Origin of the sequence: Kingella kingae (assembly GCF_900475905.1) — a bacterium.
Lineage (GTDB): Bacteria > Pseudomonadota > Gammaproteobacteria > Burkholderiales > Neisseriaceae > Kingella > Kingella kingae.
The window spans coordinates 990,233-1,016,357 of sequence record NZ_LS483426.1 but is presented as its reverse complement, the minus strand read 5'-3'; the positions used below and the strand labels follow the sequence as shown (position 1 = coordinate 1,016,357).

Here is a 26,125-nt window from a genome sequence, read left to right as displayed (position 1 = left end):
GAAATCGTATGTTAAATCAACAAAATACTTTGGTTTTGGTTATTGATATCCAAGAACGCTTGTTGCCAGCTTTGCACCAAGCCGATGCGTTTGTGGCGGCGTGTAAAAAATTCATCACTGCCAGTACGCACTTATCACTCCCCATTATTTTGACCGAGCAATATCCCAAAGGCTTGGGCAAAACCGTTGCTGATATTACGGCGTTGTTCCCCGATGTGACTACGTTTGAAAAAACACAATTTTCAGCATACACCGCAGAAGTGCAGGCTGCTTTGGCAGCTCATTCAACGCAAAACATGATTTTGCTGGGCTGTGAAACACATATTTGTGTTTTGCAAACCGCACTGGATTTGCGTCAAAATGGGCTAAATATTTGGATTCCGCAAGAATGCGTTACATCGCGCACCGATGCCAATAAACAAAATGGTTTACAGCAAATGCGTGATGCAGGCATCGTGGTCAGCAATGTAGAATCTTTGCTATTTCAATTACTGCGCGATGCCAAGCATCCGCAATTTAAGACAATTTCCAAACTAATCGTCTAATCAAAAGCAGCCTGCACTTTAAATCATCAAAAAGTGCAGGCTGCTTTTGCCTATTTCGTCTTACTACGCGCCCCGTCCTGCCAACACACGCTCCACCGTATCCACAATCGCTTGGGTTTGCGCGTCAATTTCCACATTGATTTTATCGCCCACTTTGCGACTGCCAAACAAGGTGCGCTGCAAGGTTTCGGGAATCAAATGCACATTAAATTCCGTGTCCGTTACCGTACCAATTGTCAGGCTGCAACCGTCCAAACCAACAAAACCCTTGCTCAAAATATACGGCTTAATCGCATCGGGCAGCACAAACCAAACGGTGCGATTGTGTTCGCTGTCGTCTATGCGCGTAATCTCGGTCTGCGTGATGATGTGTCCGCTCATCACATGACCGCCAATTTCATCGCCAAATCGCGCCGCGCGTTCCAAATTGACCCAATCACCCACCGCTAAATCGCCCAAATTGGTCAGCGACAAGGTTTCTGCCATCAAATCAAAATCCACTTCGTTGCCGCGAATGTGCGTAATCGTTAAGCAGCAGCCGTTGTGGGCAACCGATGCGCCCTGCTGCAATGCACCTCTCATTTCATCGGGCAAGACAACGGTATGGGTGCGAAAATCGGGTGCAGGCTGCTTGATTGCCACCAGCTTGCCCATACCCTGCACAATTCCTGTAAACATGGTTATTCCTTATTTTTTTGATTGGATTGCAACAGCCATTGCCATTGCTTTTTCAGCGTGTCCGACACGGCTTGTTGCTTCTCTTGTGGCGTTTTTAAGCCCGATGTCATTTGTTGATAATTCAGGCTGATTTCAGGCTCGTCCAGCTTACCGCGAATGTGCAACGGCAACGGTGTTTGACTGCCCTCGCCCACAATCAACAAATCTTCATCAAGCTGATTTTGTTGGAAATGGTATTCGCCCTGCCCTTGCACCGTTGCCGCTGGACGCAACAAAGTCGCTTGGCTTTGGTGTTTACTCACGCCCTGCTCAATTTTCGTGTGCAGTTGAAAATGCGAAAACGGCGTTTTGGGCGTTTCGTTGTTCGCTAAAAGTTGCGGCTCGCCCGATATTTTTTTCGCCAACTGGGAAAAATTAATGCCCTGCCATTCGCCATCTTGAATATCCAGTTGCAGGCTGCCCGAAAAATTGGGCAACCAATCGCGATAATGCAGTCCTTGTCCGCGCAACGACAAATCCACATTGCCCTTGCCCGAAAAACGGCTGTACTGGAACAAATCTTGCAACAGCGGCTGCACTTCAATATTTTGCGCAGATTGATTCAGCTCCCATTCCATTGGCTGACGGTTCAAAATGTGCAGGCTGCCTGCGCTTTTGCCGTTGTACACATCGGCACTCATCGGGTCAATCGCCACGCGCTCCGCATCGGCTTGCACCGTGCTGCGAATATTGTTCACACTCGCGCCGTCCAATTCCAAATCGTCCAAATTCACTTGCACATTCAACGAGATATTGTCCTGCAACCAATCAGGATAACGCCAATCGCCCAGCTGCCATTCTTTGTCGGGATTCAAATACTGGCGCAACTGCAATTTCGCCAAATTCACGCTGCCCTGCACATTGGCATCGTTGCGCTGCAACACCCAACTGGCTGGCTGACGGTCAAACAAACCCTGCGCCTGCGCCTGCCAATGTTTGGGCGATTGAATGTGCAGGCTGCCTTCCCATTCGCTCACAAATCGCGGTTTGCTTGGATTTTCCTGCAAAGTCATCAACTTAAACTTGGGAAACGACCAGCCAGATGCCCTATTCCAATCCATATCGCTATATGCCGTCAGCGTTATCGGCTCTTGTTGCAGGCTGCTTGCGTTTAAATTCAAGTTCAACTCTTGGCTACGCGCACGCTGCTCCGACCAATCCAATTGCGCCCATTTGAGCGTGGCTTGATAACGCCATTCGTCTGGGTTTGCCGACAACACCATCGCGCCATTTTTGGATTCCCATTCGCCATTTTGTTGATGTAGTAACTGCTCAATCGTTGTATTGATGTGCGTTTGATAGTGCTTGCTATCCAACATAATCCGATTTTGTTTTGCCAGCAATTTTTCCTGCTGCACCTGCACCGCCGAATGCAGCGTACCCACAAAATCGTAGCCACGCTCTTTGCCCGAAAATTGCGCCGCTAAATCGGGCAACAACAAGCCATCGGGCGTGATTTGCAGTTTGCCAGCAGCCTGCACATTAAAAGCGTCCCAAAACAGTGCAGGAATATTGGCGTTTAAATGATAGCGATGCGTGTCGCCATCGGGCATTAACTGCAAAGAAATGTCTTGCAACGTCCAATCTTGATTGTAGTAATGCACGCCCAGTTGGCTGCGTTCCACCAAAATGCGGTTAAAACTCGGCAACGGCGCATCGCCCTGTTTGGCTTGCATCAACGCCGACACATTCCATTTGCCTTGATTGGTGCGATACAACTTGCCCTGCGCTTGGTCTAATACCAGTTTTTCCACCACCACATCGCCCCACAAACTTTGCCACGCAATGCCGATTTTCATCTCGGCAACGGTTAAATCGGGCGCATTTTGCTGATTGGCGCGAAGCTGAACATTTCGTAAAACAATCGTCGGACGCGGAAACAAATGCCGACCAATATCTGCATCAAAAGACACGGAATAACCCGTGCCTTGCAAAACAGTTGCCGCACGTTGGTTGAGCGTATGCACATCGGACACGCGATAAAGCGTGGCATACGCGCCAACGTATGCCAACACCAACGCCAATACCGTGTAAGACAGCAAGGCAACCCATCGGGGTGCGTGTTTCAAAAAAGTTTGCATAGTCAAGTAAAAAATAAAAACAAGGCGCAAATTGTAGCAAAATAATCACAGCTTGAAAAAGGTTTATTACAATAAAAAGCAGCCTGCACTTTATATTCAATCCAAGTGCAGGCTGCTTTTTTAATTATCAATCAACGCACGCGCTTCCAGGTTTGCGTTCTGCCCAACAACGAAACGCCCACAAATCCACGCACTTTCAAGGTGTTACCACCATCAGTAATCGTGGCTTTGGAGCTGTATGTTTTGCCCGATTTGGGGTCAAAAATCTTGCCATTGTTGTAACCACCATTGCCGTCATCGCGCAAACCAGATACCACTTGCAAACCAATCAGCGAACGTTTATTGCTGCACGCGGGACAAACGTTTTCCACATTGGGCGCAAGCGACACAATCGTGCCATTATACACATCACCAGCGCGCGAAATCTGCACCACCGCTTTGGGCTGACCACTTTTGTCATCCACCGTTTGCCATTTGCCTTCAATGCTATCAGCGTGTGCCAAGCTCATACAGGCGGTTAAAACGGTTGCCAAAAATACATTCTTTGTCATGTTGAGCCTTTCGTCTAAATCAAAAAAAACGTATTGTGCAATCGCTCTAATCAAAATGCAAGTTACTTTTTACTATCGCGCAACATCAAACCAGCCATGCGTAACACAATGCACTCGGCGGTGGCATCTTTGCTCATTTCGGGCAACTCGGTTTCGCGCTCATCGTCTAGCAACGTGATTTGATTGGTCGGCTTGCCCATTGCCTGCGACACATCGTTGGCAACCAACAGCGGAATGCCTTTGCGTTTGCGTTTGGCGCGGGCGTTGTCCAACACGTTTTCGCTCTCGGCGGCAAAACCCACACAAAACGGCGCGTTTTCGCTTTTGGCGACTTGCTGCAAAATGTCGGTGTTTTCTGCCAGCTTAATCACAGGCGGTTTGCCAGACTGGTCTTTTTTGATTTTTTGTGCCGATTGATTGCTCACGCGATAATCTGCCACCGCTGCCACCGCAATAAACGCATCGGCATTGGGCAAGTGTTCTAACACAGCATCGTACATGGCTTTTGCGCTAATCGCTTCTTGCGTATGCGCCATGCCAACAGGCAAAGCAGCCTGCATTTTGCCGTGAATCAATACCACGTTTGCCCCTGCACGGCGACAGGCTCGCGCCAAGGCAACGCCCATTTGTCCGCTAGAAATATTGGTAATGCCACGCACAGGGTCAATCGCTTCATAAGTCGCGCCCACCGTGATGACGATTTTTTTGTGCAACAAGGGTTTAGGCGACCAAAAATCGGGCAGCAAATCGGCAATTTCCGCTGCTTCCAACATACGCCCTACTCCCACTTCGCCACAGGCTTGCTCGCCATGTGCAGGCTGCATGATGTGTACGCCGTCTGCTTGCAACTGTTTGATATTGCGTAGATTAGCTGGGTTTTGCCACATTTCCACGTTCATGGCAGGCGCAAGCACCAAAGGGCAATTTCGCGCTGCTACCATTTCGGTGATGATGTTGTCGGCAATGCCATGCGCGATTTTGGCAATCGTGTTTGCCGATGCAGGCGCAATCAGCATGATGTCGGCAGCGCGAGTGGCGTTGATATGCGCCATGCCGTTGCCTGCACCGCCTTGTGCCGTGAGAATAGGATTGCCACTCAACGCCTGAAAAGTTTGTGGCGTAACAAAAGTGCAGGCTGCTTCGGACATGGCAACGGTCACTTCATGCTCTTGTTTTTTTAGCAAACGCACCAATTCGCACGATTTGTATGCGGCGATAGAGCCTGTAATCGCCAATAAAATGTGTTTAGACATTCTGGTTTTCCTTAAACGTGCGCGGTAAACGCATCGCTATAAAACGCTTGTTCGGGCAACTTTGCCTGCGCCACCAATGCCGCTTTGCTGTCGCGCACCATATCGGGCGAACCGCAAGCATAGACTTCATGCGCCGACAAATCGGGATAATCGCGCAAAACGTGTTCGGTGATATAGCCTGTTGCGCCCGTCCAGTCATCGTTTGGGCGCGACAAAACAGGCGTGTATTTGGCGTTGGGCAACTGCGCCAACACTTCGCACAAGGCGGCTTCATCGTACAAACCGTTGGCAAAGCGCGTGCCGTGGTAAACATGAACGTGGCGCGTATTTTGTGTTTGCGCCAAATGCGTCAAAATAGATTTAATCGGCGCGAATCCTGTGCCTGTTGCCAACAAAATCAGCGGTTTATCGCCACTTTCTTCATTGAGATAAAACGAACCGAGCGGCCCGCGTAAACGAATAATAGAACCGCTTTTTAAGTTGCCCGAAAAAAGCTGTGGCGAAAACAAACCACCTTCATGCAGGCGAACGTGAAACTCCAACGAACCCGATTGGCTGGGCGCGTTAGCAATGGAATAGCTGCGGCTGCCATCTTTGAGCAAAATTTCCATGTATTGCCCTGCGTAAAACTGAAATGGCGGGGCTTTGGGCAAGGCAATCGTTAGCACGGCAACGTCATTGCGCAAATCTACTTGACCAATTCGCGCAGGCAACGTGCGAATGGCAATGGCTTTTGCGCCTGCGTAAGACGGCATATCAATCGCCACATCGCCTTGTGCTTGCGAGCAGCACAGCAGAATTGTGCCTGCTTCGCGCTGCTCTGCGCTCAATACATAGTCATCATATTCATCGCTTTGTTGGACTTCACCCGACAGCAACACCGCCGCGCAACTGCCACACACGCCACTTTGGCAAGAGTGCGGCAAATTGATGCCGTTGCGAATGGCGGCAGACAAAATGGTTTCGTTGTCGTGGGCGGTGAACTGGGTTTGGCTGGGAGATACGGTTATTTGGGACATGGTTTGGTTGGTTGGATAATAGAAAAAATAAAAGCCGCATTATTATATAGTGAAATCAATAATGCAGGCTGCTTGGAAAATTTAAGCAGCCTGCATTCATGTCTTTTACAAAACAAAAGGAATAAATCGGTATTTTACACGTTGTTTATATTCACGATATTGCTCATTTTGGCACAAAACATTTTCTTCATAAATCATGCGCAGGAATTGCAACAAATACAAACACAGCAAAACGGTTACATTCCATAATGAAAAATTATTTAATAAAAAACCCATATGAGTAACAAAGTAACCAAAATAAATCGGATGTCTAATTAATTTATAAGGACCAGTATCCACTACTGTTCTGCACGCTGGCAACAAACCAAAACTACGACCTAAATAAATTTTGGCATAGATTTGCCAAACTAATCCTGCAATGGCAATGCCAGCCGTTACACTGTCAGGAATAATCTGGATATTTGTCTCCGAATCCAGAGAAATGAAAAAGAAATAAAAACTCGCCAAAATGGTAGCCAAACATGGAATAGGGTTGAAATCACGTGTATTGGTTGGTTTGGCAATAATAACTAATGTAATCGTTAAAATTTCTCCTGCAAGCATAATCAAACTGGTTATGCTGTGCGTGGCTTGATAATTAAGCCAAATATTATGGGCAAAATAGGTAATTCCCGATGCTGCCATGATTTTCATGGCTAATTCTAAAATGATTTGTTTTAAAGACATATTCAAAAACATGGTTAATCCTGTTTATATGGTAAATAAGAATTTTTAAGCAATTTGTGTGCCTGTTGGCAAATACACATCAAATCGCGTGGATTTGCCCGTGTATTGGTATGCAGGCTGCTTGTTGCACAAAAAATCGCCCAAACGCGGACGCTTGACCACCACGCGCTTTTTTGCCACCGCACAAGCAGCCTGCAATAATTCGGCATCGTTTTGTGCTTCGGACAAGCCCACCAATTCGTGAAAATACGCCATTTCTTTTTTGACGGCGGCGGACTTTTGTCGCTCGGGATACATCGGGTCTAAATACACCACATCGGGCTTGCCTTGTGCGATTTGGGTGGCAAATTGTTGCGCTGCATTATCGTGTATCAACGTGATACGCGACACAATCGGCGCAAGTGCAGGCTGCTTTTGAGCACGATGCAAGCCGTCTGCCAACAGCGCAAACACGGCTGGATTTTGCTCAAACGTGCAAACGTGCAAACCCAAACTTGCCAACACAAAACTATCGCGCCCCAAACCGCCAGTTGCGTCCCACACCACAGGTTGCGTGGTGTGGTTTACCGCTTTGGCAATCAGCTCGCCACCGCCTTTGGTGCGGCGATATTCGGCTGCCCCTGCTGCAAAATCCACTTGTACCACGCCTTTTTCGCCTGCTTTACACAAGCTCAAACCGCGTTCATCGTAGCGCAAAAACACGCCTTGTGCAGGCTGCTTTTGCAAGGGCTGCGTGGGCAATAATGCCAGTAAAAAATCGGGCAAATCGGCGCAATCGGTGTAAACAAAAAAAGCAGCCTGCATTATTTATCTTCCGCAAAAGGGTCTATTCTGCGCGGACGTTTGACCAAAATCCGCACCGCGCCATCGTTGCCTTTGTGTGGCTCGCAATACGCCAACACATCGGGGTGCGCCATAAGCCAGCGACGTGTCAGCGATTTGAGTACGGGCGTATAACCGCGTGAACCCAAGCCGCTGCCATGCACGATTTCGCCACACACGCCGCGTTGTTTCACAAATTCTATAAATTCGTTTAACACTTGTTGCGCTTCGTCTTGCGTGTAGCCGTGCAAATCCACATCGGCAACCACGTCATAATGCCTATTTTGCAGGCGTTTGATGTCGTTGCTGCCTTGTCCGTTTTTACTGAACGTGCTGGGAATGTCCATTGGCACACCGCCATCCCCCACAAAAAACAGATTGTCTTGTTCCAGTTCTGTGTTTTTGGGACGCGGTTTAATCGGCGATTTGTCTTTGGGCGGAATGTATTGATTGGGCGATTTAATCGGCTGCACGTCTTTCATTAAATCGGCAAAATTCACATCGGCTTGCTCGGCAGCGCGTTTTTTGGCTTCCGCTTCGGCAGCTTCACGCGCTTTGGTTTGCGCTTTGGCTTGCTGATGCAGCGTTTTGAGCTGGTCTTGGAAATTCATGTGCGTTACTTTTTCAACAATATCACACCACTTTCAATGTGGTGCGTAAACGGAAATTGGTCAAACAAGGCAGCAGATTGCAGTGTGTGCGTTTGCGTGAGCGTGGCTAAATTGGCGCACAGCGTATCGGGGTTGCACGATACATAAATAATGCGGTCAAACTGCGCCACCAATTTGAGCATTTCGTCATCCACGCCTGCGCGGGGCGGATCAATAAAAATGGTAGAAAAATCGTAATCTGCCAATTCAATGCCGTTTTGTTTCAAGCGCGTGAACTCGCGTCCGCCAGCAAATGCGGCAGAAAACTCTTCGGCAGACAAACGCGCAATGCGGATATTGTCGGCGCGGTTGGCTGCGATGTTCCATTGCGCCGCCGCTACCGATGTTTTGGAGACTTCGGTTGCCAACACGCGGTTGAAATGGCGCGATAAAGGCAAGGTAAAATTGCCGTTGCCGCAATACAATTCCAGCAAATCGCCGCCTGCGCCTTGTGCTTGTTCGCACGCCCATTCCAGCATTTTTTCGCAGACTTGGGCGTTGGGCTGCGTGAAGCCGCCTTCTAGTTGGCGATATTGAAAGGTTTCGCCGTGTACGTTTAATCGTTCGGTAACAAAATCTTGTTGCAGCACGATTTTTTGCCCACGACTGCGCCCAATTATCCACACGCCCAATTCTTGTTGCAAAGTGCAGGCTGCTTGTTGCCATTCATCGTCTAGTTTTTTGTGATAAATCAGCGTAATCAACATTTCACCGCTTAATGTTGCCAAAAATTCGCATTGATACAAGCGCGTTTTGAGTACCGAGCAGCCTGCAATGCGTTGCAATAACACAGGCATCAGCGCGTTGATGCTGCTGTACGCGGCTGGAAATTGCTGCAATTTAATCAAACTGGCAGACGATGCTTTGCTGCCTGCTTGAAACATGGCATACGAAATTTCCTCGCCCTCGTGCCAAATGCGAAATTCGGCGCGCATTCGATAGCCTTGTTCGGCAGACGGAACAATGTGCAGGCTGCTTGCGCCAAACGGAGCAAGTTGCGCGTGTAGGCGTTCGGTTTTTTCTTGTAATTGAGTTAAATAGGGCATGATGTTTGCTTATCAACAAAAGGGCGCATTATATCGCAAGCTAATCTCTCTCGGTTATAATGTCACCCATTTTGAATGTTTGCGAAACTTCGTAGGGTGGGTGCTTGCACTCACGCATTTTTAGATTATTTAGATAATTTAAATCATTAGTCAAAATTTCAAACTGTGTGGGTGCAAGCACCCACCCTACGGTTATCTTAAAATTCCCACCTTACCAACACAAGGAAACCCCATGACAACCCCAGAACAAGACGCAGGCATGATTGCCTATCAAAACCAAGACTACGCCACCGCGTTGGCAGAATGGACAAAACTTGCCGAGCAAGACCACCCACAAGCCTGCCACAACATCGCTATTTTGTATGAAAACGGCGAAGGCGTAGAACAAAGTGCCGAAATGGCGCAACAATGGTGCGAAAAATCCGCCAAACTGGGCAACGCGCCAGCACAAACCCATTTGGGCTACTTGCTGATGCACGCTCAACAATCCGAACAAGCCGTGCAATGGTGGCTACAAGCCGCCCAAGCTGGCGATGCCGATGCCCAATACTTTTTGGGACAGGCATACCACAATGGCGACGGCGTAGCCCAAGACGACGATGAAGCCGCCGACTGGTTTGAAGCCGCCGCCCTACAAAACCACGCAGGCGCACAATTCAATTTAGGCGTGTTGTATGCCAACGGACAACGCTTTGCCCACGCCCGCCACTGGTGGCAAAAAGCCGCCGATTTGGGCGATGCCAACGCGCAGGCTGCTTTGCGACAACTCAACGAAATGGGTGTGTAAACATGGCAAACTTGCAACCTTACTCGCGCCCTACTTGCCGTGAACGCGCCAAAATCGCGTTTCACTATTTATTGCCACAACTGGCTGTTACCCGATGTGCAGGCTGGTTTGCCGACAAACAATGGGGCAAAATCACGCATTTTGTGATTCAACAATTTGCCAACGCCTATCAAATAAACTGGCAAGAAGCAAAAAAATCCCAAGCCAGCGATTTTGCCACGTTTAACGAATTTTTTACGCGCGAACTCAAAGACGGCGCACGTCCTATTGTAGAAAGCAACCTGCAACTTTGCTTGCCAGCAGACGGCAAAGTCAGCGAAAGCGGCGACATTGACCGCGACCGTCTGTTGCAAGCCAAAGGACACAGCTTCACTTTGAGCGACTTGTTGGCAGGCGACAACGAACTTGCCGCGCAATTTGAAAACGGCGTATTTTTAACCACTTACCTATCGCCCAAAGACTATCATCGCGTACACATGCCCTGCGCTGGCACGTTGCAAAAAATGATTTATGTGTCGGGCGAATTGTTTTCCGTCAATCCCTTTTTAGCGCAACACATCCCCAATTTATTCGCCCGCAACGAGCGCGTGATTTGCGTGTTTGATACCGACATTGGCACAATGGTACAAATCTTGGTGGGCGCAACCGTAACCGCCAGCATGACTACCGTTTGGCACGGCACAGTCAATCCGCCACGCGAAAACGGCGTGCGCGTATGGGAATACCCAGCCGATGGCGAGCAAGCCATACACTTGGAAAAAGGCGCGGAAATGGGCGCGTTCCGTTTGGGTTCAACGGTTGTGAATTTGTTTATGCACAACACCGTGAAGCTGGATAGCCGCTTGGTGGCAGGTGCGCCAACCAAAATGGGCGAAAGTTTGGGCGATTTGATTGCGACTTGATTGGGTTAGATAAAAAAGCAGCCTGCACTCTTTGATAAACAAAAGTGCAGGCTGCTTTTTTATAGTGGATTAAATTTAGATTAGGACAGGGCGACAACGACTGCCGTGTACAGCTAGTACATAAGGGAGTTGGCAACGCTGTACTAATCTAAATTTAATTCACTATAAGAACCTGTATTCACAAAAAACTATTTGATAAATTTTAATATTTGTGAAATATACCCTAGGGGCTATTGACAATTCAAAAAAAAGAGGCAAAGGATTTAAGATATTGTTTCCACACAACCATCCTAAACCTTTGCCATGTCCCGAAACACGCTTACAAATGAAACATGGTCAAGACTGTTACCTATTTTGAAACAGCTTGGCATTTATCGCAAGAAAAATTTACGCAAAACAGTAGAAGGTATCCTGTTTCGCTTACGTACAGGCTGCCAATGGGCTGATATACCTAGTTATTTTGGTAAAGCAAACAGCCTTTACCAAAGTTTCAATCACTGGTCTAAACGCGGTATTTTTACCAAATTATTTAAACATTTGGCAGATACACCCGATATAGAATGGGTCTTTATGGACGGTAGCCATATCCGTGTTCATCAACACGGCATGGGTAAAAAATCCATTGTGCATCAAGCTGTCGGTAAGAGTATCGGAGGTCATACGTCTAAAATTCATTTAGCGGTTGATGCTTGTGGTAATCCAATTGAATTTATGATTACAGCTGGTAATGTAAATGATATTGTTGTTACGCCTGATTTATTGGCACAATTGGACTTAAGTGATAATGAAACCGTGTGTGCTGATAGGGGTTTTGACAGTGATACTTTTCGTCGGTTAATTCATTCTAAACAAAGTAAAGCCAATATTCCATATAAGAAAAATAGAGAACATCTTAATGTGGACACAGATTGGTATTTATATAAAATCAGGCACTTGGTAGAAAATGCTTTTGCACGATTAAAGCATTTTCGTGCGCTGGCAACACGGTACGATAAATTAAAACGTAATTATGAAAGTACCGTGTCATTAGCTTGTACTTTGATTTGGTTGAAATTATAGCTAAAATGTCATTAGCCCCTAGCGATGACTGAAAAAAACAGGTTGAGAAACAACTAATTATGTATAGAGATTTCAAAAATATGATGAATGAAGATGCCATTAGAGAAGTTGAAATCATCATGCGAATATTTAATTTAGCACCTGATAATTTAGAAAAAATTAAGTATTTGAATTGAGAACTTATTTTGCTGTAAATTTAAGCAATGTTTTTGTAAATATTTGCTATTTATAAAGCTTTATTATGAATATAGGTTAAAATGCAATAACCTGCCATCGTGGGATTGCTATTATGTTTTTTTGGGGAAAATTATCTAGTTTAGGTTACATTGGCATCTCTTTAATTATAGCTTCTTGCTTAGCTCCTTTGGATCAAGGGGAGAATCAATATAAATATTTTTATAAATATTAAAAAAAAAGAAATTAAATAAACATGAAGATATTTGTAAAAAAATAATTATATTCTGTTTTTTTATTGGGTTATGTTTGTTGTTATTTGACTTTTTAGTAAGTTAGGAGCATCTATAATGAGTGAGTGCAGAACATCATTAAAAGATAAATCAGGGGCAGAGTATTTAGAATATGCTGTTTTAGGGGCATCATTAGTTGCTGGCGCATATGGTAGAAGTATTGCTGGTTCAGTAGTATCAAAAATGGGTCATAATGCCATCAGGAATCAATTTGGTAATGTTACAAATGCTGGAAAAGCATATAGAAATGCATTAATTGAACAAGCAGGATGGGTTGCTAATGCTTCTGATTTATTGAATAAAATTCATAATGGTACGACACAGGAAGAAGATTACTTGCAATTAGCAAATACAAGTATTTCTACTTTATCTGGAGCTGGTCTGTTGATGGGCTTAGCTGCTCCTGCTGTAGCTGGACCATTGATGACAGCAGCTTTTGTAGGAAGTATCGCAATCGGAGTGTATACTTTTGTTAAAGAGATACAAAAACCAATCTGTGGACATGATGTCTAAAGATTACAAAAGGTTAAATAAAGACGGAAAAGCCCACGGCTACGACCCCTTAATCCTAAACCTAGACGGCAAAGGCATTCAAACTCTTGCCCCCCTCTTCTGTCAGCGCACGCTTCGACCACAACGCAGACGGTATTGCAACTGCTACGGGTTGGACAGCAGCAGGTAATGGTATTTTGGCATTGGATTTGGATAAAAACGGCAAAATTGATAGCGGTAAAGAAATTTTTGGTAATCATTCGGTTTTGTCTAATGGTACGGCAGCAGCACACGGTTATGCCGCATTGGCAGAATTAGACAGCAATGCCGATGGCATCATTAGCGCATTGGATGATGCTTTTAGCAGCCTGAAAGTATGGCAAGACATCAATCTAAAAGCCCCTAATTTACAGGGTTTAGGTCGCTTACGTGATTTGCGCCCGATTACGCTGAATTAACAAGTAATGTTAAATAGTTTTGATATTTCAGGCAGCCTGAAAGTTGATTGAAGTATCATAATTACGAAAATAAGAATAAGCCTCAAAGTTGTTGATCGCAATTTTAAATTATGATAAATTTTGTAAAATTTCTGTTACTGGGAGAGGTTAAAATGATGATGAAACTTGAAATGTGTTGGTGCAAGCCACCATACTATGCTTGCTATTTATATGAATTGTTAAATTTGCAATTTAATTTTATACAACAATTTTTATAATTGGATTTGATATGTCAAAAATTATATTGCTGATAATATCAATTATGGCATTAAATTCATGTTCTGAAAACCAGATATATCTATATAAAATACAATATGAAAATGGAAAGAAAAATTATACAATCTCATTCCCTATTCAAGTTAAGAAAAATGGTTATTTTTGTGCCTTCTTAAATATGCATAATTTACCTGAAAAAATTAAGGATGAAGCATTTGATTCTTATAGTATGTATGGGGATTTAAATAATAAAACAGTTTCTAGTATATCAATTTTTGATGAAAAAAGAAATATTATATATAAAAATCATAATTTTCATCTCGTGGTTGCACATGGTGGTAATGGATTATCTCTTCACCTTATGCCAAAGTGTATAAAATTAACAAAAAATAAATATGTTGTATTTATAAACATAAATAGTGAGGCACATGACTTTTTATTGGGAAATAAAAATAATAGTATTGAATTTACAGATTTACACTCTGGTAAATAATATTTTAGTTAACAGAAGGAGTTTTAAAATGGCATATACAGTAACCATAAATATTGCTGCGCCAAAAACAAAGTACGAGGACGGAGAACCATCTTTTGCAGGTCATATGTGGTATGAAGTTCATGATAGAAGTAATAATAAATCAAATAGCTATGGGTTTGCGCCTATTAAACATGGGGAAGCAGATGGTCCAGGTGAACCCAAATATGATGATTCCAGTAAATATCAGGGTAGATATTTTACAAAAACTATTGAAATAACGGAAGACCAATATAAAATACTAAATGATTTTGGGCGTTACCCTGAAAAGTATGGCTTTAATATGCACTATAATGCAGCTACAAATAGCTGTGTAGATTATACATGGAAGGCATTATATGCTGCAGGATTTAAGCTAAAAAAGACAGCAGATTATCCAACTACTGGATTTGAAGGTAAATTATATCCACATAATAATATAGACCCATTAAAACACCTTATAAATCCCAAAATTCCAAATCAAGACCCCAAATGGCAATTGCCTTGGTATCCTGATAATGGGTATCAATGTTTAGCTCCATGGATTATTCCAACTAGTCGCTCTAACAAAGCCCACGGCTACGACCCCTTAATCCTAGACCTAGGCAGTAACGGCATCGAAACCATCTCTGTTGCAGGTTTTTCAGGCAGCTTATTTGACCATAACAATGACGGTATTCGCACTGCTACAGGTTGGGTATCGGCTGATGATGGTTTGCTTGTGCGCGATTTAAACGGAAATGGTTTGATTGATAATGGTAATGAATTATTTGGTAACAATACACGTTTAGCTAATGGACAAAATGCGGCTCATGGTTATGCTGCATTAGCCGAATTAGACAGCAACAATGATGGTAAAGTAAATGCTTTGGATAAGGCATTCAATGAATTAAGAGTATGGATAGATGCTAATAGCGATGGTATTAGTCAAGTAAGCGAATTGCATACTCTAATGAGTTTAGATATTCAATCTCTTAATCTAGAACATCAAGAAAATAGCAAAGATTTAGGCAATGGCAACCGTTTAACCCATATTGGTAGCTACACTAAAATAGATGGTACAACTAGTGAAATGGGCGATGTAGAATTTGCTAGCAACAGTTTGTATAGTCGTTACACAGATACGGTAGAGCTGACACCTGAACAATTAAAAGCTCCTAATTTACAGGGTTTAGGGCGTTTGCGCGGTTTAATCAATAGTTTTGATATTTCAGGCAGCCTGAAAGCTGATTGAAATATCAGAATTATAAAAATAAGAATAAGTTTCAAAGTTGTTGACTGTAATTTTAAATTGTGATAATTTTTGTAAAATTTCTATTTTCAGGAAATATGTTTGACTTGAAACATTTGACTGAAACATATGGGTGCGACCCCCTTTGTGTTATATGTGTCTAAAATAAAGAAAACCCTACTTAGTATAACAAACAGATTCTAGGTGCTAATGACATTTTAGCTATAATTTCAACCAAATCAAAGCACAAGCTAATGACACGGTACTTTCATAATTACGTTTTAATTTATCGTACCGTGTTGCCAGCGCACGAAAATGCTTTAATCGTGCAAAAGCATTTTCTACCAAGTGCCTGATTTTATATAAATACCAATCTGTGTCCACATTAAGATGTTCTCTATTTTTCTTATATGGAATATTGGCTTTACTTTGTTTAGAATGAATTAACCGACGAAAAGTATCACTGTCAAAACCTCTATCAGCACACACGGTTTCATTATCACTTAAGTCCAATTGTGCCAATAAATCAGGCGCAACAACAATCTCATTTACATTACCAGCTGTAATCATAAATTCAATTGGATTACCACAAGCATCAACCGCTAAATGAATTTTAGACGTATGACCTCCGATACTCTTACCGACAGCTTGATGCACAATGGATTTTTTACCCATGCCGTGTTGATGAACACGGATATGGCTACCGTCCATAAAGACCCATTCTATATCGGGTGTATCTGCCAAATGTTTAAATAATTTGGTAAAAATACCGCGTTTAGACCAGTGATTGAAACTTTGGTAAAGGCTGTTTGCTTTACCAAAATAACTAGGTATATCAGCCCATTGGCAGCCTGTACGTAAGCGAAACAGGATACCTTCTACTGTTTTGCGTAAATTTTTCTTGCGATAAATGCCAAGCTGTTTCAAAATAGGTAACAGTCTTGACCATGTTTCATTTGTAAGCGTGTTTCGGGACATGGCAAAGGTTTAGGATGGTTGTGTGGAAACAATATCTTATATCCTTTGCCTCTTTTTTTGAATTGTCAATAGCCCCTAAGTAAAAAAAGAGTTGTAACCCATCCATGCTGGTTTGTTCAATCCTGATTTAGGAATGTTTTATGGAGTAAAATTTATGATATATATTAGATATGTTTTAGTGTGGATGCTTAGTTCATGTCTATTAAGTTTTTTTACAACTTTAATTGCACACAAGATAAATAAAAATTTGTTTATCTGTTATTTATTAATATTATTCATTTGTTTACTTCATTTCATACTTGTTAAAAAGTTTTATAAACTTTACAAGTTTATGGTATCTAAAAGTTCTGATATGAGATTGGAATTATACAAAGGTGCTTATTATTTTTCCAAATTCTCTCAAAGATACGGATTTATAATTAATTTGTTTTTATATTTATTATTAACTTGCCCTTTTGTCAATTATATTCAATCAGAAAAAAAACATACAGATAGCATATTTAATATATTATTTATATTAAGTTTATTCTTTTTTATAATTCAATTCCGGTTAGTTTTAATTTATTTTAATTTAAAATATAATAAAAGAAAAGAAAGGTAATTTTATTGAGCAGCCGAAATATTATCCAGCAATACATCGGAATGTTCTTTTAGTTCTGGCTTAACCGTATGCCCCAAATGCGCCAAGAAAATCTGCACGCCTTCCATACGCGCCAATTTGATTGCTGGCACAAAATCGCTGTCTGCTGTAACCAGCACAAAATCGCGCCCACTTGCTTTTTTTAAAGCCAAGGTTGCCATGTCCAAACCAATTTTCATGTCCACACCTTTTTGCGTGATGTTGGGTGCAATATCCGCAGCCGTAATCATGATGGAGCCAGTTGCCGTAAAGCTGCCTTGATTTTTAATTTTCCAAGAATCGCCATTGGTGGACACCTGCCCCATACGCAAAGCAAAAAACGGCTGCATTTTCAAGGCTTCCAACAGCCGCTTATTTTCACGCGCAATACTAGAAGCCGACAAATCCAGCTCACTGTTATCCAAAGGGTTTTTGAGTTTACCGTCCGCAGGCGGTGCATCGTAATAAATCATTGAGTTATATACATTTATGTTAAGCAACTGAATAACTACGTTGGATTCCTGCCTACGCAGGAATAACGGCAAGTGCGGTGAATTATGCCCATTTCTTGCGCCAACGTCGCCACAACGAGCCTAAAAAATAGCCCACACACCAGCCAAAATCGACACCAAACCGTGCTTTGGTTTGGGCGCGATAACGCTGAATGTGCTGCAAAAACGCCATATCACGCGTTTTAAGAAAGCGTTTCACGGCATACGCCACCATCAATCGCCACGTTTTGAACTGCAAAATCCGCAATTCGGCTTGATGATTGGGATAGTTAGACATTTTGTCTAACGCCATGGTGAACGCGAAAAACAAATCGTCAATATGTCGTTGCGACACATTGGCGGTGATGCTGCCTGCGTTTTGTCGATAGCCCAACAGCACTTCGGGCAAAGCATAAAACGATTGCGCCGCCAAATACACATAAGGCGTAAACATCATGTCTTCAAACAATTTGCCTGCGACAAATGGGTGCTGATGCAGCAAGGCGCGGCGATAGCAACGCGACCACACATACCAGCGATTTTCTTCAAACGCACGATGCAGGCTGCTTGGCGGATTCAAGTTTTGCGTATCGCGAAAATAATCGCCAAACAAAGTCGGCGCAGCAAAAGTTAAATCGCTGTATTGATGAAACATTTGCGCGTCAAATTCCACAATATCGGGCTGATACTGGTCTAGCACCGCCAAAATTTTGTCCAAAGCAGCCTGCACAAAAATATCATCGCTGTCTAAAAACAACACATAATCGCCTGTCGCGTGCGCCAAACCTGTGTTACGCGCTGCCGATAAGCCTGCATTTTCTTGCGTAATGTATTGATGCGGCACGTTTTTAGCAGTCAAATTTTGCGCGATAAACGACTCAATCACGGCTGGCGTATTATCGCGCGCACCGTCATTGACGATAATCCATTGCACGCGCTGCCGATTTTCTTCGGACAAATTGTCCCAAACCGATTGCAAAGCAGCCTGCACATAATCCTGCACGTTGTAGCACGGAATAATCAAAGAAAGGGTTGCGGGATTCATAGGGTTATATCGTGTATAGGAATATTCAGTTGGCTTTGTATGCGATACAAATTTGTCCACGTTTCGTTGTCAAACAAAGGCAAGTTCGGGCGCAACGCAAACACTTGAACATGGGGAAAGGCACTCACATTCAACGCCGCACTGCTGCCCAAGCTGTATATGGCAAACGAACGTGCAGGCTGCTTTTGAATCTGCTCAATCAAATAATCTTCAAAAATCAAAGGTGTTTGGATATACGCCACATCGGGCAAACGATACGATTCGCGTGGGTGTGGAAAATACGCATCGGCTTGAATATGGCGATTGAGCGCGGTAAACAAAGCCACATTGTCTTGTACCTGTTCAAACAAGGGCTGCCCCAGCAAAATTTTGTAGGACTGTGTATTTTCATTGGACAAAATGTCTAAATTATCGTGCCACAAGCGCAAAGGCGTGGTGTGGGCAACAATATTGGGCAACTGGCGATACAGCGTGTGATGCTGCTGCGACAATTCGCACAAATCTTTGGTTTGATAGCGAATCCCTTGCAGGCAACGGCGAATTTGCTTATTCAGATTAAACGTTTGGGTCTGATAAAAAATGCTGTTGTGATACAAATTGGCTGTGCCGTCATCAAAGGTTTCCAAATGGTTAAACGCGATGTGGCTCAACACATAATGCACCGATTCATTATCCACGCTGGCTAGATACACCGTATCGTATTGCTTGGCAATGTTTTTTCGCAATTTGGGCGACATGAATTTCTTGCGCCATTTGTTTTGCGACAACACCACATAATCGCTGTGTTCGCACAAAGCGGCAGTTTGTTGATAATAGTGGCGGAATTTGTCGTTGTCGGCTTCGGCATAGCAAATCATGAGCAAATGCGCGGGTGCAGGCTGCTTTTGTCGTATCAGTTGTTGGGCAATCCATGCTTGCAGGGGGGTTAGGCAAATGTATAGGTTTGGTTTCATCATGTCATCGCAGTCATTTATCAAAAAACAACAACAAATTATCCAGTTCACGAAAATTACACTTTTGCGTTGCCAGCGATTTGGTCGGCAACACTTCGCGCACATACCGCTTTGCTACATAAGCAAAAGTCAAAACATCGCTCACACGCGTCGCCATTTCCTGCACATTAAATTCGCGCTCCAAATCCGCATATTGCTTCAACGCTTCGTAAAAATCCGCGCCCAATGGCAACCATTTACGTGGTTTTTGGCAAGTGTCATAGTAATAATACACCTTACCATTTTTCATAACCTTTTCACGCAAACGCGCAGGTAACGACCGTTTTTTTGCCATGCTCCCCCCAATTTAGCCAGTTTAACCATCTGTTTGATGACTTTTCCAGCGCATCGATTCAGGCGACTGCGTAGGCACAACCACCGCACCCAACACACGCTCCACCGCCGCACGCGCCACAATCGGACGACCAGCCGCATTAACCAAAAACGGAATACGCAGCTCTGCCAATGCCCGAATTTGCGGTTTGGCACGCACCTTGCCTGTCAAAACCACCATTTCATCTTTATTCAAAAACAAGCTATTCATCATACCTCCAGCCCATTTCATGCCAACCAAAGCAGCCTGCACCGCCTTTTGATATGGCAGATTAAAAATCATTCAACCAATCCACCCATTGCGCTGCCAATTTCTGCTCCAAAGCAGCGGCATCGCGCAACACGCTTTCCAAACTATCGTATTGTTTTGGTTTGATAAATTTTTCAGGGCGCACCGCAGGCGTACGGCTTTGTTCACGCAAAGCAGCCTGCACTTTTTTCTCATAGCGACCAAAGCCCGAAGCGTCCCACGCACTCGTTCCTATGCTTCGCAAAGTCGCCAAATAATCGCGCAATTCTTGCGTTTGCTCGCTTTGCTGTTTAGCGCGATTCGCCTGTTCATGCGCTTGGCGCACCCATTCTTGCTGTTCATCGGCATGATGTTGCACCCAACCCAACCAACGCTCCGCATTCCATTCAGGCAACCGCAAGCTCTCGTCCAAAGCCGACATTTCTTCGCGCCATTGACGTTGTACCGCTGGTGGCACTTCCGAATCTTGCGCCAAAGCAGCCTGTATAAAATCGCGCTGTTTTGCCCAACCTGCACGCGCAGTCGGACCAAATACACGGCGCACACTTTCTGCCACGGTTGGATTTTTTACCAATTTTTGACGCGGTTTTTCATCGTCCAACAAATTCGTAGAGTTATTGACACCAGTCCAAGGGGTGGCTACGCCACCTTTATCGAAACACAACACCCACTCATGAATGCGCGTGAATCGAATTTCGCCTGTTGTTGCACACAAAACCCCACGAATCGCTTTATCGCACGGCTCACCATAACGATTTTTTGCCACTTCGCCCGATTCCATGGGCAATTCTTTATACAGCTGCACAGGACGGTCGGCACGTTTCACATGCACACCGCCCATCACTTGCACAAATTTACCCCAGTCGCCCAAATCCGCCGCACGCGCCGCACGCAAAATTTCGCTGTCTTCATCAGGCTGCTTATCGGCAAACTCACGGCGCAATTCACGCCACACCGACACAGGCGGCCCACCAATTTGCTGAAATTGACGAATGCCCCATAAGCTCGCCCAAGCGTCCACATAAGCCGCCGTTGCCGCCGCACTTTCCCCTATCAAACTCTCGTCATCATCGCCAATTTCCTGCCCCAGCGCATTTTTGCCGTCAATATTCTTGGCAATGTATTTAGCGATGTAGCCAGCAGCCGTGCCACGATTCCAATCAATCGCCTTAAAATCTACTCGCGCTTTCACATCGTGAAACACACGCCAATTTGCCTTGCTCCAAAATTCATCTTCCACCGCAAAACGCGCCGCAATCTCGCTTAAAGATTGCTTCGCTTCGCCGCGGCTCAACAAAGCAGCCTGCACTTCACGCGCGTGCTGCAAACGCTCGTCTTTGCTTGACGTCCTCCCCTTGCTAAAGCAAGGGGATTCCTACTGCGGCTAGCAATGTTTTGCTGACTCGCTTCGGTGGGTTCGTGCTGCTGACAACCTGACTGCATTGTTCACTTCACACGCGCTACGGACACGTCCTGCCCTGATTTTTGTTTTTTCAGGCAGCCTGAATGGCTTGCCCACGTTTTAACACATTGATTGCACCAACAACATCGGCATTGTTTTAATAGCCACACTCTACGCATTCAAAATTCGCCTGCGTTTGGCGGTTGTCTTTTGTCGTATGTCCGCAATTCGGACAACATCGGCTGGTATTTTGTGGCGGAACGGCAAACAAAGAACCACCATTCCAAGCCAATTTATACGCCAACTGTCGCCTAAATTCCGCCCAAGACTGGTCTAAAATCGCCCGATTTAAGCCTGATTTCTGTTTCACATTTTTACCGTGCTGTTCAACATCGCCTTTTGCTGACTTGGACATATTCGCCACTTGCAAATCTTCAACATACACAATCGCGTGGTTTTGGCTGATTTGGTTGCTGATTTGATGCAAGTAGTTTTTACGGATATTGCTGATTTTGTGGTGCAATTTGGCAATTTTGGCTTTTAACTTTTGCCAATTTTTGCTGAATTTAGTTTTGTGTTTGAACTGCTTTTGCAATTTCGCTAGTTTGCCTTTTAAGGCTTTGAAAGCGTTAATCGGCTCAAAGTATTCGCCGTTGGACAAAGTAGCAAAACGAACGATGCCCATATCAATACCGATTTCTCCGCTGTTGGGTTTTGGCGTTTCCGTCTCAAATTCTGTTTGAATGGAAACATACCACTTACCGCATTTTTGGCTGACGGTTACATTTTTCAGGCTGCCTGAAATAGCTCGGCTATTGCGGTAGCGGATAAATCCTATTTTAGGCAAATAGATACGGTTGTTGTGCTGTTCTAATTTGCAACCTTGTGGAAAACGAAAACTGTCTTTTTCGCCTTTACGTTTGAACTTTGGGAAGTCGCCGCGTTTTGCAAAAAAGTTTTTGAATGCACTTTCCAAATCTTTCAAACTCTGCTGCAACACTTGGCTGTGGCAGTCTTTGAGCCAAACTAGCTCACGTTTCCATTTGGGCAACAATGCGGTTAACTTAGTATAGCTAAATTTAAACGATTTATTCGCTTCATATTGTTCATTTTGATATGCCAAAGCCCGATTGAATACGAAACGCGAACAGCCGCAAAACTGTTTCAGTTTGCGGATTTGCTCGCCGTTTGGTATGAGTTCAAATTTGTAGGCTTTGAGAATTTTCATTGGCTAATCAAACAAAAAAGGATTGGCTATATTCTAACATTTTTTAGGACTGCTTCGCAGTCCGTGCCTGATATCCCCGACCTAAAGGACGAGACTTTACGGCACTGGCTGGTAAAATACGGCAAATTCTTTCATTTCACGAATCGAAAATAAAACAGCGTTACATAGGTCAAGAAAGTGAATGGGCTAAATTATTCTCGTTGTTGAGAACAGCCACCTCGGAAATGGTTATGAATGTGCAGCATCATGCGTATCCAACTGATGGTGTTGCGTTTAGTAAAAAGCCTATGAATCAAACTAATTTTTATCAAAATAAAAATTGGTGGTACATGTTTGTAGATGAAGAAGAAACGGATACGTTATTCTTGATTGTTTATGATATGGGCGTGGGCATTTCTGAATCTTATGTTGATTTTGCCCTGGAACCTCGCGCTGCTTTTTATTCTAATTTAGAAGATGCGCATATTGTACAAGAGGCATGGCAAGCTGGTATGTCGCGATTTATTGGCTCTGGGCGAGGAAATGGGCTTGACAATATTGTTAAGCTTGTGGAATATGCGCAAAAATCTGATGTTTTTATTTGTTCTGGCTTGGCAAAAGCAGGAACTAGAAATAAGAAATTAGTTACGTCTCAGTTAAAGGTTCCATTACAAGGAACACTTATTGAATGCTCGTTAAGCCTTTTACCGAAAGAAAACTATGATAAATAATAAAATTACCATTGATGTTTCTCAATTTTCTGAAGACCCTTGGGGGAGAGATGAGCAGGACAATCCTATTAGCAGTGGCGCTGCTTTTCGAAAACAATATTTAATTGAAGCATTTAACCAATATGATAAGGTGATTGTAGATTTTTCTAAATTGCAAGATATGCCTGATTCTGGTTTTTTGGGAGAGTCGTTTGTTGGATTAGTAAAACACGATGGCTTTACTTATGAAGAAGTATTAAAGAAATTAGTTGTGTTACCGCAAGATGAGTTTTACCCAATTACTGTTGAGCAGATTATTACATTGGCACGCGATGAATATAAACGTGTGAATATGCAAGGTAAATAAAATGCCGTCTTTTCCTGATTTATTGGATATTGCGGATAAAAGTTTAAATATTTTTACTGTAATCGCGACTGGTATTGGCTGGTGGATTGGTAAATATCAAGAAAAGCATGCTAGTAAAGAAATTTATTTCCAAAATGAAATAGATAAAATTCATAAGGAAATTAAGGATTTGTTGTTACTGGTGCGCGATGATAAACAATTTCATACTTGTCGTTATCTTGCTAATCATATTCGCCGTTCCGTTCAATCTGTGTGTCAAGAGTATCAAGTAAGGGATACCGAAATAACTCATGAATTAAGTAAACTCTTTATTTATGCAACAGGAAAAGGCGCGTATCAAGACTCTCTTGATATGGCTGAAACTTGTGATAATTTAATTGCTAAATTGGTTCTTCCAAAGAAAAAGTTAATCCGCCATAAATAAAAGCAGCCTGCACCCACATGCAGGCTGCTTTTTTATTCTTCGCCGCCCTTAAAATCCAACATTGCTTCCAGTTTCAGGCTGCATGTGTAGCCGCCGTCGTCCAAATGGTGTTGCACTTCTGTGATGAGCCATTTTTCGCGGTCAATTTCGGGCTTGAAGCCTTGCACAATCACAGGCGTTTCGGGGAATAAATCGGGGCGACCTGCGGCAAGTGTAATGCTAAATTGTGCTGCGCCACGTTGCAGTTTTTTGAATGCGGTTCGCGCTCCGCTCCATGCGTTCGAATTGCTGGCATACAAATGGCGCAGAGTTTTGACTTTTTGCCCTGTGGTGTCAATTTTGCGGTTGGCATTGGCTTGGGGCGGTTTTTGTTTGCCGTTGCGGTTGGTTTTACGCTCGGGCTGCACGTTGGTTTTGTCCACTACCACCTCTTTGCGCTTGCCTGTTCTTTTGTCGGTGTAAAACGCGCGAACGGCGTTGTAGCTGTCGGTGGTGGAATAGGTAAAGCTGTGTCTATCGCCCGATTGCCGTGTAATGGTTAAGGCTGGAATGGGCTTGCCGTTTACGGTTTGCGCTTCGCCCTCGGGCGTGAACAGAAAAATGCCGTGTTTTACGGTGGCTATCGCGCCATATTGCTCGGCTAGTCGGCTTAAAAAACTGGCATCGCTTTCGTTGGTTTGGTCTATGTGGTCAATGCGTGTGTTTTTGTAGCTTTCTGCAATTTTGCATTTTTCGCCTGTGTAGCCGTTTTGCGTGGCAATGGCTTGCACGATTTGATGCAGGGTTTGTTTGTGCCACGATTTTTCTTTTTGCTCGGCTAGGCTTTCGGCGAGGTCGGCGGCGCGTGCGGTAATGCTCAATGTATCGGGGCTGCCTGAATGGGTAAATTCGGAAAATAGGTACTCGCCTTTATCCACTACGCCTGTTTCGGCATAACCCAGCGCGAGTGTGATTTTGTCGCCCATTTTGGGTATGGCGATTGCGCCGTCGTGGTCGTCTAGCTCTATGGTTAATTCGTCCGCTTCAAAGCCGCGTTTGTCGGTTAAATCTAGGCTGATAATGCGCGATAGGGTTTGTGTGCCAAATGTTTTGCCGTTGATTGTGAGTTCTGCGATTGGGGTCAGATGTCGCCCTTGGTCGTCAAATAATTGGTCAAAGATTTTTCGGGTGGCGTTGGCGAGCGTGTCTAAATCAAAAGCCATATCATACCCCTGCGAGTGCGCGTACCATGCCCACAGCTAAACCCAATGCTTCGCCGTCCACACCGAATGCGTGGTCGGATACTTTTTTTTAGAGTCATAGTGAATGAAATTGAGCGCGGTTTGCCGTCCCACATCAGCTCGCTTTGGTCTTCCTGAATGTTGGTAATCACAAAACTACCCATTAGCTTACCTGTTCCCATGATTAAGAGGTGCGCTTGCCCTGTGTTTGCCATTTGGCGCACAAATTCAACAGTGTTTTCGCCGCCTGTGATTTCGGGGCGTAATTCGGCTTTGATGTTGATTTCATCGGGGTCTTTGCCTGTGAATTGGGACGGCGGCATGCTGCCAACGACATTTTGATGTGGGTGTTTCCATGTTTGGCTGCGGCTGATGTTTTGAAAGGGGATTGTGTTCATGTGAAATACGAACAATCCCAAAGTTGCAAGTGCCATTTTTTGGGTTTCCTTATGTTGATGCAGGGTGTGCCGTGCGCACCGTTTTTTTCAGGCTGCCTGAAAGGTTTGGTGCGCGTG

Annotated in this window: 29 protein-coding genes and 1 pseudogene; 11 read left to right on the top strand and 19 right to left on the bottom strand. The window is 44.1% G+C overall.

Translation table 11 applies throughout. From position 1 onward, the window contains the following. Positions 1 to 8 precede the first annotated feature (8 nt). Positions 9 to 545, top strand: a complete 537-nt coding sequence (locus DQN52_RS05530; RefSeq protein ID WP_003785702.1) for an isochorismatase family protein — start codon at positions 9 to 11, stop codon at positions 543 to 545. Positions 546 to 608: 63 nt separating this feature from the next. Here the strand turns inward: DQN52_RS05530 and DQN52_RS05525 are convergent, their stop codons facing one another. From DQN52_RS05525 to trmA, 9 genes are all read right to left on the bottom strand, one after another. Continuing rightward, complete coding sequence (locus DQN52_RS05525) at positions 609 to 1,223, bottom strand: riboflavin synthase (protein WP_003785701.1); 615 nt, start codon at positions 1,221 to 1,223, stop codon at positions 609 to 611. A gap of 2 nt (positions 1,224 to 1,225) precedes the next feature. Continuing rightward, complete coding sequence (locus DQN52_RS05520) at positions 1,226 to 3,331, bottom strand: AsmA family protein (RefSeq protein WP_230478901.1); 2,106 nt, start codon at positions 3,329 to 3,331, stop codon at positions 1,226 to 1,228. A 143-nt stretch (positions 3,332 to 3,474) separates the two neighbouring features. Next, entirely contained in the window at positions 3,475 to 3,894 is a 420-nt protein-coding gene (locus DQN52_RS05515; RefSeq protein ID WP_003789697.1) for a DUF2147 domain-containing protein, read from the bottom strand. A gap of 62 nt (positions 3,895 to 3,956) precedes the next feature. Further along, positions 3,957 to 5,147 (bottom strand): bifunctional phosphopantothenoylcysteine decarboxylase/phosphopantothenate--cysteine ligase CoaBC, encoded by a 1,191-nt coding sequence (coaBC, locus tag DQN52_RS05510; protein WP_003785698.1) that lies wholly within the window; start codon positions 5,145 to 5,147, stop codon positions 3,957 to 3,959. Between the two features lie 11 nt (positions 5,148 to 5,158). Next, on the bottom strand, positions 5,159 to 6,166 hold the full coding sequence (locus DQN52_RS05505; RefSeq protein ID WP_003785696.1) for a 2Fe-2S iron-sulfur cluster-binding protein: 1,008 nt from the start codon (positions 6,164 to 6,166) through the stop codon (positions 5,159 to 5,161). Positions 6,167 to 6,271: 105 nt separating this feature from the next. Next, the gene (locus tag DQN52_RS05500) at positions 6,272 to 6,904 is read right to left on the bottom strand and encodes a methyltransferase family protein (protein WP_003785694.1); all 633 of its coding nucleotides are present in this window, start codon (positions 6,902 to 6,904) and stop codon (positions 6,272 to 6,274) included. A gap of 33 nt (positions 6,905 to 6,937) precedes the next feature. After that, a complete protein-coding gene (locus DQN52_RS05495) occupies positions 6,938 to 7,696 on the bottom strand; it encodes a class I SAM-dependent methyltransferase (RefSeq protein ID WP_003785691.1) in 759 nt (252 codons plus the stop codon). Continuing rightward, on the bottom strand, positions 7,696 to 8,325 hold the full coding sequence (locus DQN52_RS05490; RefSeq protein WP_003785690.1) for a Smr/MutS family protein: 630 nt from the start codon (positions 8,323 to 8,325) through the stop codon (positions 7,696 to 7,698). The genes DQN52_RS05495 and DQN52_RS05490 overlap by 1 nt, the downstream gene beginning before the upstream one ends. Positions 8,326 to 8,330: 5 nt before the next feature. Next, on the bottom strand, positions 8,331 to 9,410 hold the full coding sequence (trmA, locus tag DQN52_RS05485; protein WP_003785689.1) for a tRNA (uridine(54)-C5)-methyltransferase TrmA: 1,080 nt from the start codon (positions 9,408 to 9,410) through the stop codon (positions 8,331 to 8,333). 232 nt (positions 9,411 to 9,642) lie between these two features. On the opposite strand from trmA, the gene DQN52_RS05480 reads away from it, so the two are divergent. The 7 genes and pseudogenes from DQN52_RS05480 to DQN52_RS05445 form a co-directional block, all read left to right on the top strand. After that, positions 9,643 to 10,197, top strand: coding sequence for a tetratricopeptide repeat protein (locus DQN52_RS05480; RefSeq protein ID WP_003785688.1), 555 nt, complete (start codon positions 9,643 to 9,645; stop codon positions 10,195 to 10,197). 2 nt (positions 10,198 to 10,199) lie between these two features. Then, positions 10,200 to 11,099, top strand: a complete 900-nt coding sequence (asd, locus tag DQN52_RS05475) for an archaetidylserine decarboxylase (RefSeq protein ID WP_003785687.1) — start codon at positions 10,200 to 10,202, stop codon at positions 11,097 to 11,099. 303 nt (positions 11,100 to 11,402) lie between these two features. Beyond that, the gene (locus DQN52_RS05465; RefSeq protein ID WP_111694426.1) at positions 11,403 to 12,158 is read left to right on the top strand and encodes an IS5 family transposase; all 756 of its coding nucleotides are present in this window, start codon (positions 11,403 to 11,405) and stop codon (positions 12,156 to 12,158) included. A 524-nt stretch (positions 12,159 to 12,682) separates the two neighbouring features. Further along, on the top strand, positions 12,683 to 13,138 hold the full coding sequence (locus DQN52_RS05460) for a hypothetical protein (RefSeq protein ID WP_003785686.1): 456 nt from the start codon (positions 12,683 to 12,685) through the stop codon (positions 13,136 to 13,138). Between the two features lie 86 nt (positions 13,139 to 13,224). Continuing rightward, positions 13,225 to 13,575, top strand: a complete 351-nt coding sequence (locus DQN52_RS05455; protein ID WP_003785684.1) for a hypothetical protein — start codon at positions 13,225 to 13,227, stop codon at positions 13,573 to 13,575. Positions 13,576 to 13,843: 268 nt separating this feature from the next. Continuing rightward, positions 13,844 to 14,323, top strand: a complete 480-nt coding sequence (locus DQN52_RS05450; protein WP_003785681.1) for a hypothetical protein — start codon at positions 13,844 to 13,846, stop codon at positions 14,321 to 14,323. A 532-nt stretch (positions 14,324 to 14,855) separates the two neighbouring features. Next, positions 14,856 to 15,563, top strand: a pseudogene (locus DQN52_RS05445) (iron-regulated protein FrpC); the annotation flags it as partial. A 231-nt stretch (positions 15,564 to 15,794) separates the two neighbouring features. Here DQN52_RS05445 and DQN52_RS05440 read toward each other — a convergent pair. The 8 genes from DQN52_RS05440 to DQN52_RS05400 form a co-directional block, all read right to left on the bottom strand. Then, complete coding sequence (locus tag DQN52_RS05440; RefSeq protein WP_111694402.1) at positions 15,795 to 16,550, bottom strand: IS5 family transposase; 756 nt, start codon at positions 16,548 to 16,550, stop codon at positions 15,795 to 15,797. A 603-nt stretch (positions 16,551 to 17,153) separates the two neighbouring features. Next, positions 17,154 to 17,642, bottom strand: coding sequence for an NYN domain-containing protein (locus DQN52_RS05430; protein ID WP_003785676.1), 489 nt, complete (start codon positions 17,640 to 17,642; stop codon positions 17,154 to 17,156). An 82-nt stretch (positions 17,643 to 17,724) separates the two neighbouring features. After that, on the bottom strand, positions 17,725 to 18,705 hold the full coding sequence (locus DQN52_RS05425) for a glycosyltransferase (RefSeq protein WP_003785673.1): 981 nt from the start codon (positions 18,703 to 18,705) through the stop codon (positions 17,725 to 17,727). Then, complete coding sequence (locus tag DQN52_RS05420) at positions 18,702 to 19,661, bottom strand: glycosyltransferase family 52 (RefSeq protein WP_003785671.1); 960 nt, start codon at positions 19,659 to 19,661, stop codon at positions 18,702 to 18,704. Before DQN52_RS05420 ends, DQN52_RS05425 begins: the two co-directional genes overlap by 4 nt. 10 nt (positions 19,662 to 19,671) lie before the next feature. After that, entirely contained in the window at positions 19,672 to 19,992 is a 321-nt protein-coding gene (locus tag DQN52_RS05415) for a hypothetical protein (protein WP_003785670.1), read from the bottom strand. A gap of 21 nt (positions 19,993 to 20,013) precedes the next feature. Beyond that, entirely contained in the window at positions 20,014 to 20,313 is a 300-nt protein-coding gene (locus DQN52_RS05410) for a DUF4224 domain-containing protein (RefSeq protein ID WP_003785669.1), read from the bottom strand. After that, positions 20,303 to 21,607, bottom strand: a complete 1,305-nt coding sequence (locus DQN52_RS05405) for a replication endonuclease (protein WP_003785668.1) — start codon at positions 21,605 to 21,607, stop codon at positions 20,303 to 20,305. The genes DQN52_RS05410 and DQN52_RS05405 overlap by 11 nt, the downstream gene beginning before the upstream one ends. A gap of 232 nt (positions 21,608 to 21,839) precedes the next feature. Next, positions 21,840 to 22,910 (bottom strand): RNA-guided endonuclease InsQ/TnpB family protein, encoded by a 1,071-nt coding sequence (locus tag DQN52_RS05400; protein WP_003785666.1) that lies wholly within the window; start codon positions 22,908 to 22,910, stop codon positions 21,840 to 21,842. 230 nt (positions 22,911 to 23,140) lie between these two features. Between DQN52_RS05400 and DQN52_RS05395 the strand changes: the two genes are divergently transcribed. From DQN52_RS05395 to DQN52_RS05385, 3 genes are read left to right on the top strand one after another with little or no spacing between them, the layout of a single operon-like run. Beyond that, positions 23,141 to 23,620, top strand: a complete 480-nt coding sequence (locus DQN52_RS05395; RefSeq protein WP_032827609.1) for a hypothetical protein — start codon at positions 23,141 to 23,143, stop codon at positions 23,618 to 23,620. Beyond that, positions 23,610 to 23,966, top strand: a complete 357-nt coding sequence (locus DQN52_RS05390; protein ID WP_003785664.1) for an STAS-like domain-containing protein — start codon at positions 23,610 to 23,612, stop codon at positions 23,964 to 23,966. Before DQN52_RS05395 ends, DQN52_RS05390 begins: the two co-directional genes overlap by 11 nt. Before the next feature lies 1 nt (position 23,967). Continuing rightward, positions 23,968 to 24,390 carry a hypothetical protein gene (locus DQN52_RS05385; RefSeq protein WP_003785662.1) on the top strand — a complete coding sequence of 141 codons (423 nt, stop codon included), beginning with the start codon at positions 23,968 to 23,970 and terminating at the stop codon, positions 24,388 to 24,390. Between the two features lie 32 nt (positions 24,391 to 24,422). On the opposite strand, the gene DQN52_RS05380 is transcribed toward DQN52_RS05385, so the two are convergent. Both DQN52_RS05380 and DQN52_RS05375 read right to left on the bottom strand, forming a co-directional pair. Further along, a complete protein-coding gene (locus tag DQN52_RS05380; RefSeq protein WP_003785659.1) occupies positions 24,423 to 25,592 on the bottom strand; it encodes a contractile injection system protein, VgrG/Pvc8 family in 1,170 nt (389 codons plus the stop codon). Then, positions 25,577 to 26,044 carry a phage tail protein gene (locus tag DQN52_RS05375; protein ID WP_003785658.1) on the bottom strand — a complete coding sequence of 156 codons (468 nt, stop codon included), beginning with the start codon at positions 26,042 to 26,044 and terminating at the stop codon, positions 25,577 to 25,579. The genes DQN52_RS05380 and DQN52_RS05375 overlap by 16 nt, the downstream gene beginning before the upstream one ends. Positions 26,045 to 26,125: the final 81 nt, after the last annotated feature.